The organism is Actinacidiphila rubida (assembly GCF_900110255.1).
GTDB classification, from domain to species: Bacteria; Actinomycetota; Actinomycetes; order Streptomycetales; family Streptomycetaceae; genus Actinacidiphila; species Actinacidiphila rubida.
Window position 1 is genome coordinate 140,527 of record NZ_FODD01000020.1, and the last position, 17,105, is coordinate 157,631.

Sequence of the window (17,105 nt, forward strand, 5' to 3'; positions counted from 1 at the left end):
ATTCCGCACCCGTGTCCCACTTCCGCTTCCCCCGGTCCTTCGCGCTGCCCGCCGTCCTGCTGGCCGCCGCGCTGCCCGCCACCGCCTGCGGCGGCCACGGCGCCGCCGCGGGCCGCGATCCCGGCAGCGCCCCTGCCACGACCGCGACGGCCGGGGCGCACGTCACCGTCAGCCCGGCCGCCGAGCGCAAGGACGTCGCGCCCGGCGCGCCCGTCAGGGTCGGCGTCACCGGCGGCACCCTCGCGGCGGTGACCGTCACCCCCGACGGGAAGGCGTCGGACGGCGTGACGCCCGTCGAGGTGACCGGCGCGCTCGACGCCGCCCGGCACACCTGGACGTCGGACCGCACGATGACGCCCGGCACCGCCTACACGGTCGAGGTCACCGCGGAGGACGGCGCGGGCCACCGGACGCGGACCACGAGCACCTTCACCACGGCCGCCGCGGCCCTGGTCAACGGCGTCACACCCACCCCGCTCAACCACGCGGTGGTCGGGGTCGGCCTGCCGGTCTCGCTGGCGTTCGACCGGCCGGTCGCCGCCGCTGACCGGCCGGCCGTCGAGCGGGCGCTGCACATCACCACCAGCCCGGCGGTGCCCGGCAGTTGGGGCTGGCTCACCGATCCGACCACCGGCGTCCAGCGGGTGGACTGGCGCCCGGACGCCTACTGGACCCCGGGCACGACGGTCACCCTGACCGCCCGGCTCAGCGGCGTCGGCACCGGCGGCGGCCGCTACCTGCGCCGGGACATCCACGACACCTTCCGCATAGGGACCGCCCGGATCTCCTACGCCGACCTGCGCCGCCACACCCTGCGGGTCACCGAGGGCGGCCGCACCGTGAAGACCCTCAGGATCTCCGCGGGCCGGCCCGAGTACCCCACGTGGAACGGGCGCATGGTGGTCATGGACAAGCAGTCCACGGTCCGGATGACGTCGGCTTCGGTCGGCATCGCCACCTCGCAGGACTCCGCGGACTTCTACGACGAGGACGTCAAGGACGCGGTGCGGATCACCACTTCGGGCACATTCGTCCACGCGGCGCCCTGGAACGCGCGGGTGATGGGGATCAGCAACGCCAGCCACGGCTGCATAGGGATGGACACCGCGGACGCGCGGTGGTTCTTCGACCGGGCCACCCGCGGCGACCTGGTCATCACCTCGGGGTCCACCCGCGCCACCGTCGACGAGGGCAACGGGTACGGCGAGTGGAACCTCTCGATCGGCCAGTGGCGTGCGCTGAGCGCACTCGGCTGACCCCGGAACGAACGCGGTCCGACCAAAAGCTGGACACCCGTGCCCAGTATGTGACCGGCGGGTAGGCTCGGGCGCGTGCCGAAGCCCCTGAGCCTGCCCTTCGACCCGATCGCCCGCGCGGACGAGCTGTGGACCCGTCACTGGGGCGGTGTGCCCTCCATGGGCGCGATCACGTCGATCATGCGCGCCCAGCAGATCCTGCTGGGACAGGTGGACGCGGTCGTCAAGCCGTACGGGCTCACGTTCGCGCGCTACGAGGCGCTGGTGCTGCTCACCTTCGCCAAGAACGGCGAGCTGACCATGTCCAAGATCGGCGAGCGGCTGATGGTGCACCCCACCTCGGTGACCAACACCGTCGACCGGCTGGTGGCCTCCGGTCTGGTCGCCAAGCGCCCCAACCCCAACGACGGCCGCGGCACGCTGGCCTCCATCACCGCCAAGGGCCGCGAGATCGTCGAGTCCGCCACCCGGGACCTGATGGCGATGGACTTCGGCCTGAGCGTCTACGACGAGGAGGAGTGCGGGGAGATCTTCGCGCTGCTGCGGCCGCTGCGGATAGCGGCCGGGGACTTCACCTCCGAATGACGGCCTCGCCCCGCCGCGGGCACCGTACCCGCGGGTGACGGGGAGGGCCGACATCACGGGGCGAATCGGCGGCGCGTAGGCTTCCGGCCATGAAATCCAGCGTGCTGACCCGCTACCGCGTGATGGCCTATGTGACGGGTGTGCTGCTGATCGCGCTCACCCTCGGCGTCATCGCCAAGTACGTGCTCGACATCAACGGTGCGGGCACCTTCACCACGGCCGTCGGCTTCGCGCACGGCTGGCTCTACGTCGTCTACCTGATCTTCGCGTTCGACCTGTGCTCCAAGGCGAAGTGGCCGCTCGGCCGGATGGCGTGGGTGCTGCTGGCCGGCACCGTGCCCACCGCCGCGTTCTTCGTGGAGCGCCGCGTGACCCGTGAGCTGGGCCCCAAGGTCGTCTCCCAGGGCGCCGGCGAGCCGGTCAAGGCCGCCTGAGACCCCCGGCCGGCACCCGCCCGGGACCGGGCCGGTGCCGTCTGAGACCCGGCTCACTCACCCGGTGGGCCGTCTTCCCATCGACATTTACTAGGACGTCCAAGTAAATTCGAGGGTATGGACGCCCACGGCATCGAGACAGGCCGCCAGCGCTGGCAGGCACGCTACGACGCCGCGCGCAAGCGCGACGCGGACTTCACCACGCTCTCGGGTGACCCCGTCGAGCCGGTCTACGGGCCGCCGGCCGGGGCCGACGTCCCCGGGTTCGAGAGGATCGGCTGGCCGGGGGAGTACCCCTTCACGCGGGGGCTGCACGCCACCGGGTACCGGGGCCGCACCTGGACCATCCGGCAGTTCGCCGGGTTCGGCAACGCCGAGCAGACCAACGAGCGCTACAAGATGATCCTGGCGGCCGGCGGCGGCGGGCTCTCCGTCGCCTTCGACATGCCGACCCTGATGGGCCGCGACTCCGACGACGACCGCTCGCTGGGCGAGGTCGGCCACTGCGGCGTCGCCATCGACTCGGCCGCCGACATGGAGGTCCTGTTCAAGGACATCCCGCTCGGCGACGTCACCACGTCGATGACGATCTCCGGGCCCGCGGTGCCGGTCTTCTGCATGTACCTGGTGGCCGCCGAGCGCCAGGGCGTCGACCCCGCGGTGCTCAACGGCACGCTGCAGACCGACATCTTCAAGGAGTACATCGCGCAGAAGGAGTGGCTCTTCGCGCCGGACCCGCACCTGCGGCTGATCGGCGACCTGATGGAGCACTGCGCGACGTCGATCCCCGCCTACAAGCCGCTGTCGGTCTCCGGCTACCACATCCGCGAGGCCGGGGCCACGGCCGCGCAGGAGCTCGCCTACACCCTCGCCGACGGCTTCGGGTACGTGGAGCTGGGCCTGAGCCGCGGCCTGGACGTCGACACGTTCGCGCCGGGCCTGTCCTTCTTCTTCGACGCACACCTGGACTTCTTCGAGGAGATCGCGAAGTTCCGCGCCGCCCGCCGGATCTGGGCGCGCTGGATGCGCGACGTCTACGGCGCCACCACCGACAAGGCCCAGTGGCTGCGGTTCCACACCCAGACCGCCGGCGTCTCGCTCACCGCCCAGCAGCCGTACAACAACGTGGTGCGCACCGCCGTCGAGGCGCTGTCCGCGGTGCTCGGCGGCACCAACTCGCTGCACACCAACGCGCTGGACGAGACCCTGGCGCTGCCCAGCGAGCAGGCCGCGGAGATCGCGCTGCGCACCCAGCAGGTGCTGATGGAGGAGACCGGGGTGGCCAACGTGGCCGACCCGCTGGGCGGTTCCTGGTACGTCGAGGCGCTCACCGACCGCATCGAGGCGGACGCGGAGAAGATCTTCGACCGGATCAAGGAACTGGCCGCCAGGGCGGTGCCGAGCGGGGAGCACCCGATCGGCCCGATCACCTCGGGGATCCTGCGCGGCATCGAGGACGGCTACTTCACCGGCGAGATCGCCGAGTCCGCGTTCCGCTACCAGCGCGCGCTGGAGAAGGGCGAGAAGGGTGTGGTCGGTGTCAACCGGAACACCGGCTCGGTCACCGGCGACCTGGAGATCCTGCGGGTCAGCCACGAGGTGGAGCGCGAGCAGGTGCGGGTGCTGGCCGACCGCAGGACCAGCCGGGACGACGCGGTCGTCCGCGCCTCGCTGGACGCGATGCTGACCGCCGCCCGCGACGGCCGGAACATGATCGCGCCCATGCTGGACGCGGTCCGCGCCGAGGCCACGCTCGGCGAGATCTGCGACGCGCTGCGGGAGGAGTGGGGCACCTACACCGAGCCCGCCCGCTTCTGACCGCGCCCGCCGGCCGCCGAGCGGATCTCCGCCACCGCCACTGCTCGTACCCTCGTAGTCACTTGAACCGGCCTGACTAGGAAGGATTTTCGTGGCCATCGAGGCGATCGTCGGCGACGACGGACTGATCCACATCCGCGACACGGAGCAGCCGGAGGTGGTGGCCGTGACCACCCCCGCCAAATGGGACGCGTTCGTGAAGGGCGTCAAGGCGGGGGAGTTCGACCACTTCGTGGCAGGCGTCGAAGTCGACGCCTGAGCCGCACTACGGCGGCGGCAGGTGCAGCGCGCCGAGCCCGCCGACCAGGAGGCGGGCGAGCTGCCGCGCCCACTCCTGGTCGACGGGCCCGGAACTCACCATCACCCGGTGGACGACCGTGCCCGCGATGACGTCGAAGATCAGGTCGTCCCGCGACGGGTCCGCCCAGGCCCGGCCGGCGTCCTGTGGCCCGTGCGCCCCGTCCAGGGCTGCCGGTGCGCCGTGCGCGCCCTCCGCGCCGCCGGCCCCGTCCCCGCGGCCACCGCCGTCCCCGCCGTCCCCGCCGTCGGGGGGCAGTTCGCCGCGCTTCTGGGCGCGCTGCCGGCCGAGCGTCACCAGGTGCTTCTGCCGGTCGACGATCGCCTCCCGGATCCGCAGCCGCAGCGCCTCGTCGTGCGTGGCCTCCGCGACCACCGCCATCAGCGCGGTCCGCGTCTCCGGCCGTTCGATCAGCTCCGCGAACCGCAGCACCACGCCCTCGATGTCGGCCGCCAGGCTGCCGAGGTCGGGCAGCTCCAGCTGCTCCTCGAACAGCGCCGCGATGGCGTCCACCACCAGCTCGTTCTTGCCCGCCCAGCGCCGGTAGAGGGTGGTCTTGGCGACGCCCGCGCGGGCCGCCACGTCGCCCAGCGCCAGCGCCCCCCAGCCCTGCTCGGCCAGCGCCTCGCGCGTGGCCTGCAGGATCGCCCGGTCCGCCGCGGCACTTCTGGGGCGCCCCGTGCGTTTGACGGACGAACCCGACGACCCAGACGACTCTTGGGACCCCGGGGATCCCGACGGCGGCGCCGCGGTGGTCGCGGTGGCCGGATGCGTCGCGGCGGTCGGGGTGTGGGGGTCCATAGCCGGACCATACCGGCCGGTAGGTTCGCGTGGAGTGACCGGACTCACATCGCCCCCCGCCTCCGGTGCCCCCGCGTCGAGTTACGCTACGACCCGTAGCGAAACCATGCGAGTCTGCCGGCCGGTGCCATCACCCGGCAGGGGGGCGCGAGGACGGGAACGCGACGACCACACGCGCGGATGGGGATCCGCGCACGGAACACGGCAGCGACCGCGGCGGCACCGCGGACGTGCGCCCCCCGCACCCCCCGCAATCCGGCGGGGATCCGGGGTCTGTGCACGCTTTGCTCCACGAGGGGGGAGGATTGGCCTCATGCAGCCACGGAACATGTCCATGAGCGGCGTGGTCGACCTCGCCGCCCTGAAGGCGGCCGGAGAGGCCAAGGCGAAGGCCGAGGAGGCCCGGGCCCAGCGCCAGGGCGCCGGCGACGCCGCGCCCGCGTCCCCGCTCGTCATCGAGGTGACCGAGGCGACCTTCGAGAGCGACGTCCTGGAGCGCTCCGCCGAGGTCCCGGTCGTCATCAGCTTCTGGGCCGACCAGGCCGAGCAGAGCAAGCAGCTCAACGCCACGCTGGAGCGGCTGGCCGGCGAGTACCGGGGCCGCTTCGTGCTGGCCACCGCCGAGGTCTACGCCAACCAGATGCTCTTCCAGCAGTTCGGCGTGCAGGGCGTGCCGGCGGTCTTCGCCGTGCTGGCGGGCCAGGCCATGCCGCTCTTCCAGGGCAGCGCGCCCGAGGACCAGATCACCGAGGTGCTCGACCAGCTGGTCCTGGTCGCCGAGCAGCGCTTCGGCATCGTCGGCCCGGACGTCGACCCGGGCGCCGCCGAGCCGGCCGAGCCCGCGCCGCCGCGCCCGGCCACCCCGCAGGAGCTCGCGCTGTCCGCGGCCCACGAGGCGCTGGACGCCGGCGACCTGGGCGGCGCGGTGCAGGCCTACACGAACGTGCTGGCCGACGAGCCTGCCAACCTCGAGGCCAAACTCGGCCTGGCGCAGGCGCAGTTGCTCAGCCGCGTGCAGGGTGCGGACCCGCAGGCGGTGCGCGCCGCGGCGGCCGGTGCGCCGGGCGACGTCGACGCGCAGCTGGCGGCGGCCGATCTGGACCTGGTCGGCGGGCACGTCGAGGACGCCTTCGGCCGCCTGGTCGACACCGTGCGGCGCACGGCGGGTGACGACCGGGACGCGGCGCGGCTGCGGCTGCTGGAGCTGTTCGAGGTGATCGGCCCCGACGATCCGCGGGTGGTCGCGGCGCGGACCGCGCTGGCGCGCGTGCTGTTCTGACCTCGACGCCCGGACCTGTACGGGTGTTCGGTTCTGCTCAGAGATTTAGCGACACGGCGACCGCTCTTTATCAAACCGTGATAGTGAGCGGTCGCTGTTACTTCTGGTAAGAAGTCCGCCCGGCTTTGTTCGGCCATCCGCCCAGATGTCGGTTTTTATTCCGGCCCGAGCGGTCACGCAGAGTGATGTCACTCCTTGTGGCGATCATGGCATGTCCACACTTCCGTTACTCGCTGGTAATGAACCCCCTTGTGCGCGGGCCGGGAATGGACCACGATCGGCCAAGCTCGGTCCGCAGCCACAGCCCGGCAGCCAGTCGGCGCGCCGGCGGCGGGTCCCCGCCGAGCGGGAGTGCGCGGCATATGCCGCAACTCCGGGACAGGGGGGTCTCCGTCCGCTGGATGGAACCAACCGGATGGAGCCTGTCCCGCAGGTTGCGCGAGAGCGTGGCCAGTGGTTGTCGCTCGGGGGTGATCGCCGACGTTCGGACGCCGCCGTCCGTGACTCCCCCAGGGAGGGACGGCCCACCGCTCACCGGCGCTCTCCTTCCCGAGGACGTAGCACTTCTCCCATCCCAGGCCAGGACCCGAACGAGCCCGGCCGGAGATGTACGTCCGAGAAGGAGGAAGTATGGAGTCGCACGTTCGTGGCGGTACCAGATGGAAGCGGTTCGCCGTTGTCATGGTTCCGTCGGTCGCGGCCACCGCCGCGATAGGCGTGGCCCTCGCGCAGGGCGCGCTCGCCGCGTCTTTCAGCGTGTCCGGCCAGGAGTTCAAGGTCACGGCCGACACGCTGCACGGTGACGGGTTCGTCCAGTACGGCAACGTCGACGTGGAGCACAACGGCACGCCGCACGCGGTGGCCGTCTCGGCGTTCACCGACGCCACCATTCACGGCCTGTGCCAGTCCGTGGTCGTCCCGACGCCGATCGGCGACGTGACGCTCAAGCTCACGGCGGGCAACAACGGCAAGGTCGTCACCGCCAAGAACCTGTACATCGACCTCGACCAGCTCGACGCCGATGCCACGTTCAACGACATCAACATCGGTGTCGCGGCGGGCAACACGGACTCGTCCTACGCGCACGTCGAGGACCAGGTCGGCAAGGACGAGAAGAACGGCGGCGCCGCTTCTTTCGCCCAGGAAGCCAAGTCCGCGGACCTGGTCGGCGTGAAGCAGACCGCCTGGGCGACCAGCGCGGGCACCTTCAAGCTGGCGGGCCTGAGCCTGCGCCTGCACAAGGGCTCCGGCCCCGGGGTCGAGTGCTACTAGGCACCGACTGAGTGGTCAGGGCGAGCCGCGCGGGATGCGGCTCGCCCCGGCCACCGACGAACTTCACCGCCATGCCAGTCCCAGGGAGCTGTTTTCCATGAGCGCCGAGTCGACAGGACTGCGTGCCCGCATCCGCTACGGCCGCCTGACGTTCCGCCACTGGCGGTGGGGCCGCCCGTTCTGGGCGGGCCTGCTGACCATCGTGGCCGGTGTGCCGATCGCCTATTTCCCGTACGCGAACCTCAGCATCGGCCAGTTGACCGTGCGGATGGCGACCACCGCGGGCTCCGGCTCGCTGATCATCGGCGTCCTGCTGTTCGTGCTCGGCCTGACCATGTGGTTCCAGTCCGCGGTACGGATCTTCGCCGGTGTGGCGGCCATCCTGCTCTCGCTCGTCTCACTCGTGATCTCGAACTTCGGCGGCTTCCTGGTGGGCTTCCTGTGCGCGCTGCTCGGCGGCGCGCTGGCCGTCTCCTGGGCGGCGGGCACCCCGGCCACCGACGAGCCCGGCGAGAAGGCGGAGCGCCCCGACGGCCTGCCCGACGCGGGCGGAGACGGCTTCGAGCCCGTCCCGGGACTGACCGACGCGCCGGCCGTCCCCGCCCAGGCGGGCGACCCGTTCGCGCGGCCCGAGCCGGTGCCCACGGGCGCGGGTGGCGACGACGACACCATCGAGAAGGGGAGGCACCGTGCTGGGTGATGCCGCTCAGCCGGCCGAGAGCGACGGGTCCCGCAACAGAGCGACCTCGGGCCCGCGCCACGCGGCCCCGCGCAAGTCACTGCTGACCAAGCTGCACGTGCCCGCCGGCAAGGCGGTGGCGCTCGCCGCGATGCCCACCGCCGTCCTGATGGGCATGGGCTTCACGCCGCACTTCGCGCAGGCCGACGAGATGCCCAAGACCCCGTTCAAGCCGGGTCCGTGCGTCAGCCAGCCGGACACCCCGTCCCCGGACGCGACGTCCACGGCCAAGGACGGCACGAAGGCGACGGCGAAGAAGGCGCAGCCGAAGACCTCGGCGACCGCCACGCCGAAGCCGAGCGCGTCGCCGAGCCCGTCGGCGAGCGCCCCGGCCAAGACACCGACGAAGAGCACCGCGACGACGGCGCCCACCGCCCCGGCCGCACCCAAGGCCCCGGCGGCCCCGACGGCGACCACCAACCCGCTGGACCCGCTGGGCCTGGGCAACCTGCTGGGCGGACTGCTCGGCACCAGCCCCAAACCGTCGACAGCGCCAGCGACAGCGACGCCGTCGCCGTCACCGACGGCCACCACGGCCACGCCGAAGCCGTCGGCGAGCCCGAGCGCCACGACGTCCGCGCCCGCCGCGGACGACAGCGGCCTCGCGGGCACCGTCAAGAAGGTCGTGGGCGGGACCACGAACACGCTCCAGAAGGCCACCAAGGGCCTGACGGACACCGCCAAGGCTCCTCTGTCCGGCAGTACCGCCAAGTCCGGTACGACGCCGCTGGACGGCTCTCAGGGCTACCCGTGCCCGACGTACGACGCCAAGGCGCTCGCGAACGCCACGACCGAGGGCGGCATACCCCTGCTGCCGGACGCGCCGTTCACGCTGAAGACCACCAAGCTGACGCTGCACGGCCTGAACTACGACGGCATCGTGCAGGTCCGCACGTGGAGCGGCCAGGTCAAGGACGTCCTGAAGTTCACGGCCACCGGGATCGACATCAAGGACCTGTGGCAGATCGTGGACGCCCCCGGCGGCGGCCACACCTGGGTCAAGAGCGCGCCCGGCTCGACCTCGACGTTCAAGAACGGCACGGTCACGCTGTACACCGAGTCGCTCAGCGGCAACCTGCTGGGGCTGATCCCGGTCACCTTCACCCCGAAGGCGCCGCCGCCGCTGACCCTGCCGGAGCTCTTCTTCACCAACGCCACGGTGGTCAACGCCGGCCAGTTCGGCGGGGATCTGCACGTCCCCGGCATGCAGGTGCTGCCCGGTCAGCCCTGACCGCGGCCCCGCACCCGCCTGACGGCGCGGCAGCCCCACGGCGAGACGGTCGAAAAGGCGCCGCGCGGCCCGTGCCCCCTTCCCCGGGGGCGCGGACCGCGCGGCGTTCTGCTGCGTGCGCGCGGGCGCCGGCGGTCAGTTGCTGACGTCGCCGAGGTGGTGCACACGCACCAGGTTCGTGGTGCCGGGCACGCCGGGGGGCGAGCCGGCGGTGATGATGACGGTGTCGCCGCGGCCGTAGTCGGAGAGCTTCAGCATCTCCTGGTCGACCTGCTGCACCATCGCGTCGGTGGTCTCGACGTGCTCCATCACCAGCGCCTCCACGCCCCACGTCAGCGCGAGCTGGTTGCGGGTCGAGGGGTCGGTGGTGAACGCCAGGATCGGCGCCGGGACCCGGTAGCGGGCCAGACGGCGGGCGGTGTCACCGGACTTGGTGAAGGCCACCAGCGACTTGGCGTCCAGGAAGTCGGCGAGCTCGGCGGCCGCGCGGGCCACCGCGCCGCCCTGGGTGCGCGGCTTCTTGCCGGGCGCCAGCGGCTCCAGGCCGCGGCGCAGCAGTTCCTTCTCGGCCGCCTCGACGATGCGGGACATCGTCTTGACCGTCTCCACCGGGTACTTGCCGACGGAGGACTCCGCGGACAGCATCACCGCGTCCGCGCCGTCCAGGATCGCGTTGGCCACGTCGGAGGCCTCGGCGCGGGTGGGACGGGAGTTGGTGATCATCGACTCCATCATCTGGGTCGCCACGATCACCGGCTTGGCGTTGCGCCGGCACATCTCGACCAAACGCTTCTGCACCAGCGGGACCTGCTCCAGCGGGTACTCCACCGCGAGGTCGCCGCGGGCCACCATCACGGCGTCGAACGCCATGACGACGTCCTCCATGTTGTGCACCGCCTGCGGCTTCTCCACCTTGGCGATGACCGGGACCCGGCGGCCCTCCTCGTCCATCACGCGGTGCACGTCGCGGACGTCCTTGGCGTCGCGGACGAAGGACAGCGCCACCATGTCGGCGCCCATCCGCAGCGCGAAGCGCAGGTCGTCGATGTCCTTCGCGGACAGCGCCGGGACGTTCACCGCGGCACCGGGCAGGTTGATGCCCTTGTGGTCGGAGACCACGCCGCCCTCGACCACCAGGCAGCGCACCCGCGGGCCGTCCACCTCGATGACCCGCAGCGCCACGTTGCCGTCGTTGATCAGGATCGGGTCGCCCGTGGAGACGTCGCCGGGCAGGCCCTTGTAGGTGGTGCCGCACTCGTTCTTGTCGCCCGGCACGTCCTCGGTGGTGATGGTGAACTCGTCGCCCGCGACCAGTTCCACCGGACCGTCGGCGAACTTCGCCAGACGGATCTTCGGGCCCTGCAGGTCGGCGAGGACGCCCACGGCGCGGCCGGTCTCCGCCGACACCTTGCGGACGCGCTGATAGCGGTCCTCGTGCTCGGCGTGACTGCCGTGGCTGAAATTGAAGCGGGCCACGTTCATGCCTGCCTCGACCAGCGTCTTCAGCTGGTCGTAGGAGTCGACGGCGGGGCCCAGGGTACAGACGATCTTGGCTCGGCGCATGGGCGCTATCCTATCGGTTTGTTCCGCTCCGGAATATTCCTGGGCTACGGGGTCGTGAGGGGGCCAACCGCCTCGCCCTGGTGCGGTCCTCCTGCTGTCCATGCTCCTGCGGTCACTGGCGGAGGGCCAGCTCGTAAGTATCCCGGGCGATCGCCAGCTCCTCGTCGGTGGGGACCACCGCGACCGCCACCCGGGACGACGGGGCCGAGACGATCCGGGGGCCGGCCGCCCGTACCGCGTTGCGGACGGAGTCCACCACGATGCCCAGCGGCTCCAGATCGCGCAGCGCCGCCTCGCGCACCGCGGCCGAGTTCTCCCCGACCCCGGCGGTGAACACCACCGCGTCCACCCGGCCCAGCACCGCGGTGAACGCGCCCAGGTAGCGGCGCAGCCGGTGCACGTAGACGTCGAAGGCCAGCTGGGCGCTCTCGTCGCCCTCGGCCATCCGCCGGCCGATCTCCCGCATGTCGTTGGCGCCGCACAGGCCCAGCAGACCCGAGCGCTTGTTCAGCAGCCGGTCGACCTCGTCGGTGTCCAGCCCGCCGACCCGCTCCAGGTGGAGCAGCACGCCCGGGTCGACGTCGCCGGACCGGGTGCCCATGACCAGGCCCTCCAGCGGCGTCAGGCCCATCGAGGTGTCGACGCACACCCCGCCGCGCACGGCCGACGCGGACGCGCCGTTGCCCAGGTGCAGCACGATCACGTTGACGTCCCCGGGCGCCCGCCCCAGCAGGTCGGCGGTCGCGGCGGAGACGAACGCGTGCGAGGTGCCGTGGAAGCCGTAGCGGCGGATGCCGTACTTCTCGGCGGTCTCCGCGTCGATCGCGTAGCGGGCCGCCGCCTCCGGGATGGTGGCGTGGAAGGCGGTGTCGAAGACCGCGACCTGCGGCAGGTCGGGCCGCAGCCGCCGGGCGACCGCGATGCCGGTGATGTTGGCCGGGTTGTGCAGCGGCGCCAGCGGGACGAGCCGCTCGATCTCGTCGACCACCTCGTCGGTGATCAGGGTGGGTGCGGTGAAGCGGGTCCCGCCGTGCACCACCCGGTGCCCGATCGCCGCCAGCTGCGGGGAGTCCAGGCCCAGGCCGCGCTCCCTGAGCTCGGCGGCCGCCCGGTCCAGCGCCGCCGCGTGGTCGGGGACGCCGCCCTCCTCGCCGATCCGCTCGACCACCCCGGAGGCCAGCCGGCTCTCGTCCGCCATGTCCAGCAACTGGTACTTCACCGACGACGAGCCGGAGTTGAGCACCAGCACCCGCGTCGGTGCCGCCGTGCCGTTCACGCGTCCCCCTGGGCCTGGATCGCGGTGATCGCGACCGTGTTGACGATGTCCTGGACCAGCGCGCCGCGCGACAGGTCGTTGACCGGCTTGCGCAGGCCCTGCAGGACCGGGCCGACGGCGACCGCGCCCGCGGAGCGCTGCACCGCCTTGTAGGTGTTGTTGCCGGTGTTGAGGTCGGGGAAGATCAGCACCGTCGCCTGGCCGGCGACCGCGGAGCCGGGCAGCTTGGTCGCCGCCACCACCGGCGAGACCGCCGCGTCGTACTGGATCGGCCCCTCCACCAGCAGGTCCGGGCGCTGCCCGCGGACCAGTTCGGTCGCGGTCCGCACCTTGTCGACGTCCGCGCCGCTGCCCGAGGTGCCGGTGGAGTACGACAGCATCGCCACCCGCGGCTCGACGCCGAAGCGCGCCGCCGTCGCCGACGCCTGGATCGCGATGTCGGCCAGCTGCTCGGCGTTCGGGTCCGGGTTGACCGCGCAGTCGCCGTAGACCAGCACCCGGTCGGCCAGGCACATGAAGAACACCGAGGACACGATGACCGCGCCGGGCCGGGTCTTGATGATCTCGAAGGCCGGCCGGATGGTGGCGGCGGTGGAGTGCACCGCGCCCGAGACCATGCCGTCGGCCAGGCCCTCCTGCACCATCAGCGTCCCGAAGTACGAGACGTCCGCGACCACGTCGTAGGCCAGCTCGTACGAGACGCCCTTGTGCGCGCGCAGGTCCGCGTAGCGGGCGGCGAACCGGTCCCGCAGCGGCGAGGTCTGCGGATCGACGATCTCCAGCCCCGAGGTGTCCAGGTCGATGCCCAGGTCGCCGGCCCGCTTGCGGACCGCGCCCTCCTCGCCGAGCAGCGTCAGGTCGCAGACCCCGCGGCGCAGCAGCACCTCGGCCGCCCGCAGGATGCGCTCCTCGGTGCCCTCCGGCAGCACGATCCGGCGCCGGTCGGCGCGGGCCCGCTCCAGCAGGGCGTGCTCGAACATCATCGGGGTGACCCGCTCGGAGCGGGCCACCGACAGCCGCTCGGTCAGCTCGGCGGTGTCCACGTGCGTCTCGAACAGGCCCAGCGCCCGCTCGGCCTTGCGCGGGGTGCCCGCGCCGAGCTTGCCGTCCAGCCGGAACAGCTCGGTCGCGGTCGGGAACGAGCCCGACGGCACCGCGAGCACCGGCGTGCCCGGCGCCAGCCGGGTCGCCAGCGCCAGCACGTCGGAGCCCGGCCGCTCGTCCAGGGTCAGCAGCACCCCGGCGATCGGCGGGGTGCCGGCCGAGTGCGCGGCGAGCGAGCCGATGATCAGGTCCGCCCGGTCGCCGGGCGTCACCACCACGCAGCCCGGCGTCAGCTTGGACAGGAACGTCGGCAGCATCGCGCCGCCGATCACGAAGTCCAGCGCGTCCCGGGACAGGCCCGCGTCGTCGCCGAGCAGCACCTCGGCGCCGAGCGCCTCCGCGATCTGCCGGACCGTCGGCGCGGCCAGCGCCGGATCGTCGGGCAGCACGTACACCGGCACCGGCACGGTCCGCCGCAGCTGCGCCGCCGCGGCCGCCGCCGTGTCGGGGGCCACCCGGTTGGCGACCATGCCGATCACGTCGCAGCCCAGGTTGGTGTAGGCGTGCAGGGCGTTGCGGACCTCGGCGACCACCGCGTCCGCGCTCTGGTCGCGGCCGCCGATCACCGCGATCACCGAGGCGTTGCACTCGTTCGCCAGCCGGGCGTTGACGCCCAGCTCGGCCGGCAGGTTGGTGTCGGCGAAGTCCGAGCCGAGGATCAGCACGGTCTCGTACTCCTCGGCGACCCGCAGGTAGCCCTCGACCAGCCGGGCGGTCAGCGCGCCCTGGCCCTCCTCGGCCTGCAGCTCGGCGGCCTCGGCGTATCCCATGCCGAACACCGTCGCCGGGTCCTGGGTGAGCCGGTAGCGGCTGCGCAGCAGCTCGAAGATGCGGTCCGGGGTGTCGTGCACCAGCGGCCGGTAGATCCCGACCCGGTCGACCTGGCGGGTGAGCAGCTCCATCACCCCCAGCTCCACCACCTGGCGGCCGTCTCCCCGGCCGACCCCCGTGACGTAGACGCTGCGCGTCACCCCTGCACTCCCGTCCTGTGTCGTCCGCCGCGGCTGCCCGCGGGGCGGCCGCATCCGCCCGGCCTCCCGCTCGCCCCGTGCGCGCCCCCGCGGTCACCCGCGCGCACCCACGACGCTAGCGCCCCCGCCCTGACGGCGCCCGCCGGGGCGGCGGCGCGGGGGACCCGGCGGGGGAGCCGTGACGGGGGCCGGAACGGGGTTCGGTGCGTGGGCCGGCACGGGGAGGGTGCGGGACGGGTGCGGGCCCCGCGCGGCCCGGCGCGCGCGGGTGCGGGCGCCGTCCGCGCTCCGGGTGCGGGGTCCCCGTCTTCCCCGCACAGTGCACGTAGGGTGAACACAGCGGACAAGGAGGGCGATGCGGTGGAAATCCTCGCGACCGGCGTGCAGCGCGACGAGCGGCCCCTGCTGGAGCGGGCCTTCGCGCCCCGCCACGACGTCCGCTGCCTCGAGACGTTCCTGACCGCCGACACCCTGCCGCTGGCCGCCGGCTACGAGGCCGTGTGCACCAGCGTCAACGCGGTGCTGGACGCGCCCGTCCTGGAGGGCCTGGTGCGCGGCGGTACCCGGCTGATCACCCAGCGCTCCACCGGCTACAACAACATCGACCTGGACCACGCCGAGCGGCTCGGGCTGACCGTGGCGCGGGTGGCCGAGTACTCCCCGTACGCGGTCGCGGAGTTCGCCTGGACGCTGGCGTCCGCGCTCAACCGGCGCATCGTGCGGGCCGCGAGCCGCACCCGGGACTTCGACTTCCGGCTCGACGGGCTGCTCGGCCGGGACTTCCACGGCCGCACCGTCGGCGTGATCGGCACCGGCCGGATCGGCACCGCGCTGACCGCCGTCGCCCGCGGCTACGGCATGCGGCTGCTGGGCTGGGACATCTCCGTGAACCCGGAGTGCACCGAGATGGGCATGGAGTACGTCGAACTGGACCGGCTGTGCCGCGAGGCCGACGTGATCAGCCTGCACGTCCCGCTGGCGCCCTCGACCCACCATCTGATCGGTGCCCGGCGGCTGGCGGACATGAAGGACGACGTCCTGCTGATCAACACCAGCCGCGGCGCCCTGATCGACTCCACGGCGCTGGTGGACACGCTGCGCGAGGGCCGGCTCGGCGGCGTCGGCCTCGACGTGTACGAGGAGGAGGCCGGCGTCTTCTTCTACGACAAGTCGCTGGAGGTGATGACGGACGACGTCCTGGCCCGGCTGATGACCTTCACCAACGTGCTGGTCACCTCGCACCAGGCGTACTACACGGTGGACGCGGTCGAGCAGATCGTCGCCGCCACCGTCCGGAATGTGGACGACTATCTCGCCGGGCGGATCACGGAGTGCACGCTGGTGCCGAAGTCGCCCTGACCGGCTGTCCGGTCCCAGGGCCCGCCCGACCGTTCATCCCGGGTTTTCACGGATCTCTGGAGACGAAGTCCCATGCGCATCGGAGTCCTCACCGCCGGCGGCGACTGCCCTGGCCTCAACGCTGTCATCCGGTCCGTCGTGCACCGCGCGCTGACCGGTCACGGGGACGAGGTGATCGGCTTCGAGGACGGCTTCGTCGGCCTGCTCGAGGGCCGGTTCCGGCCGCTGGACCTCAACTCGGTGAGCGGCATCCTGGCCCGGGGCGGCACCGTCCTCGGCTCGGCCCGGCTGGAGCGTGCCCGGCTGCGCGAGGCCGCCGACAACGCGCAGGACCTCTCCGCGCAGTACGGCCTCGACGTGCTGATCCCGATCGGCGGCGAGGGCACGCTGACCGCCGCCCGGATGCTGTCCGAGGCCGGGATGCCGGTGGTCGGGGTGCCCAAGACCATCGACAACGACATCAACGGCACCGACCGCACCTTCGGCTTCGACACCGCGGTCACGGTGGCCACCGAGGCCATCGACCGGCTGAAGACCACCGCGGAGTCCCACCAGCGGGTCATGGTCGTCGAGGTGATGGGCCGGCACGCCGGCTGGATCGCGCTGGAGGCGGGCATGGCCGGCGGCGCCCACGCGATCTGCGTGCCCGAGCGGCCCTTCGACCCGGCGGACCTGGTGTCCGTGGTCGAGGAGCGGTTCGCCCGCGGCAAGAAGTTCGCGGTGATCTGCGTGGCCGAGGGCGCCCACCCGGCGAAGGACACCATGGACTACGGGGTCGGCGAGATCGACAAGTACGGCCACGAGCGGTTCGCCGGCATCGGCACCACCCTCGCCCGCGAACTGGAGGCCCGGATGGGCAAGGAGGCCCGCCCGGTCATCCTCGGCCACGTCCAGCGGGGTGGCGTCCCCACCGCCTACGACCGGGTGCTGGCCACCCGCTTCGGCTGGCACGCCGTGGAGGCCGCCCACAAGGGCGCGTTCGGGCACATGACCGCACTGCACGGCACCCGCGTCGCGATGGTGCCGCTGGCCGACGCGGTCACCCACCTCAAGACCGTCCCCGAGGACCGCATGGAGGAGGCGGAGTCGGTCTTCTGACGCGCTCCGCCGCCCCTGGGG

15 protein-coding genes are annotated in these 17,105 nt (G+C 72.5%); 11 read left to right on the forward strand and 4 right to left on the reverse strand.

Annotated features, from left to right (window positions below; genetic code table 11):
- The first annotated feature begins 11 nt into the window (after positions 1 to 11).
- From BMW99_RS21000 to BMW99_RS21020, 5 genes are all read left to right on the forward strand, one after another.
- On the forward strand, positions 12 to 1,256 hold the full coding sequence (locus BMW99_RS21000; RefSeq protein ID WP_075017312.1) for a L,D-transpeptidase: 1,245 nt from the start codon (positions 12 to 14) through the stop codon (positions 1,254 to 1,256).
- A gap of 75 nt (positions 1,257 to 1,331) precedes the next feature.
- On the forward strand, positions 1,332 to 1,841 hold the full coding sequence (locus tag BMW99_RS21005) for a MarR family winged helix-turn-helix transcriptional regulator (protein ID WP_069466260.1): 510 nt from the start codon (positions 1,332 to 1,334) through the stop codon (positions 1,839 to 1,841).
- 89 nt (positions 1,842 to 1,930) lie between these two features.
- Entirely contained in the window at positions 1,931 to 2,275 is a 345-nt protein-coding gene (locus BMW99_RS21010; protein WP_075017313.1) for a DUF3817 domain-containing protein, read from the forward strand.
- Positions 2,276 to 2,392: 117 nt separating this feature from the next.
- Positions 2,393 to 4,093 (forward strand): acyl-CoA mutase large subunit family protein, encoded by a 1,701-nt coding sequence (locus BMW99_RS21015; RefSeq protein WP_075017314.1) that lies wholly within the window; start codon positions 2,393 to 2,395, stop codon positions 4,091 to 4,093.
- 91 nt (positions 4,094 to 4,184) lie between these two features.
- Positions 4,185 to 4,352 carry a DUF397 domain-containing protein gene (locus BMW99_RS21020; RefSeq protein ID WP_322899869.1) on the forward strand — a complete coding sequence of 56 codons (168 nt, stop codon included), beginning with the start codon at positions 4,185 to 4,187 and terminating at the stop codon, positions 4,350 to 4,352.
- Between the two features lie 6 nt (positions 4,353 to 4,358).
- Here the strand turns inward: BMW99_RS21020 and BMW99_RS39305 are convergent, their stop codons facing one another.
- A complete protein-coding gene (locus tag BMW99_RS39305; RefSeq protein WP_079176130.1) occupies positions 4,359 to 5,192 on the reverse strand; it encodes a TetR/AcrR family transcriptional regulator in 834 nt (277 codons plus the stop codon).
- Between the two features lie 313 nt (positions 5,193 to 5,505).
- Here BMW99_RS39305 and BMW99_RS21030 point away from each other — a divergent pair, with 313 nt between their 5' ends.
- The 4 genes from BMW99_RS21030 (at position 5,506) to BMW99_RS21045 (ending at position 9,713) form a co-directional block, all read left to right on the forward strand.
- Positions 5,506 to 6,471, forward strand: coding sequence for a tetratricopeptide repeat protein (locus BMW99_RS21030; protein ID WP_176735428.1), 966 nt, complete (start codon positions 5,506 to 5,508; stop codon positions 6,469 to 6,471).
- Between the two features lie 630 nt (positions 6,472 to 7,101).
- On the forward strand, positions 7,102 to 7,743 hold the full coding sequence (locus tag BMW99_RS21035) for a DUF6230 family protein (RefSeq protein ID WP_069462593.1): 642 nt from the start codon (positions 7,102 to 7,104) through the stop codon (positions 7,741 to 7,743).
- A 97-nt stretch (positions 7,744 to 7,840) separates the two neighbouring features.
- Positions 7,841 to 8,443, forward strand: a complete 603-nt coding sequence (locus tag BMW99_RS21040; protein ID WP_069462594.1) for a DUF6114 domain-containing protein — start codon at positions 7,841 to 7,843, stop codon at positions 8,441 to 8,443.
- On the forward strand, positions 8,433 to 9,713 hold the full coding sequence (locus BMW99_RS21045; protein ID WP_069462595.1) for a hypothetical protein: 1,281 nt from the start codon (positions 8,433 to 8,435) through the stop codon (positions 9,711 to 9,713). Before BMW99_RS21040 ends, BMW99_RS21045 begins: the two co-directional genes overlap by 11 nt.
- Before the next feature lie 135 nt (positions 9,714 to 9,848).
- Here BMW99_RS21045 and pyk read toward each other — a convergent pair whose 3' ends face one another.
- From pyk to pta, 3 genes are all read right to left on the reverse strand, one after another.
- A complete protein-coding gene (pyk, locus tag BMW99_RS21050; RefSeq protein ID WP_069462596.1) occupies positions 9,849 to 11,276 on the reverse strand; it encodes a pyruvate kinase in 1,428 nt (475 codons plus the stop codon).
- A gap of 112 nt (positions 11,277 to 11,388) precedes the next feature.
- Positions 11,389 to 12,552, reverse strand: a complete 1,164-nt coding sequence (locus tag BMW99_RS21055; protein ID WP_069462597.1) for an acetate/propionate family kinase — start codon at positions 12,550 to 12,552, stop codon at positions 11,389 to 11,391.
- The gene (pta, locus tag BMW99_RS21060) at positions 12,549 to 14,627 is read right to left on the reverse strand and encodes a phosphate acetyltransferase (RefSeq protein WP_069462598.1); all 2,079 of its coding nucleotides are present in this window, start codon (positions 14,625 to 14,627) and stop codon (positions 12,549 to 12,551) included. Before pta ends, BMW99_RS21055 begins: the two co-directional genes overlap by 4 nt.
- Positions 14,628 to 14,987: 360 nt before the next feature.
- Between pta and BMW99_RS21065 the strand changes: the two genes are divergently transcribed.
- Together BMW99_RS21065 and BMW99_RS21070 are read left to right on the forward strand one after the other, a co-directional pair.
- Positions 14,988 to 15,986 carry a 2-hydroxyacid dehydrogenase gene (locus BMW99_RS21065; RefSeq protein WP_075017316.1) on the forward strand — a complete coding sequence of 333 codons (999 nt, stop codon included), beginning with the start codon at positions 14,988 to 14,990 and terminating at the stop codon, positions 15,984 to 15,986.
- Positions 15,987 to 16,058: 72 nt separating this feature from the next.
- Positions 16,059 to 17,084: an ATP-dependent 6-phosphofructokinase gene (locus BMW99_RS21070; protein ID WP_069462031.1), complete on the forward strand. Its 1,026-nt coding sequence runs from the start codon at positions 16,059 to 16,061 to the stop codon at positions 17,082 to 17,084.
- The last annotated feature ends 21 nt before the right edge of the window (positions 17,085 to 17,105 follow it).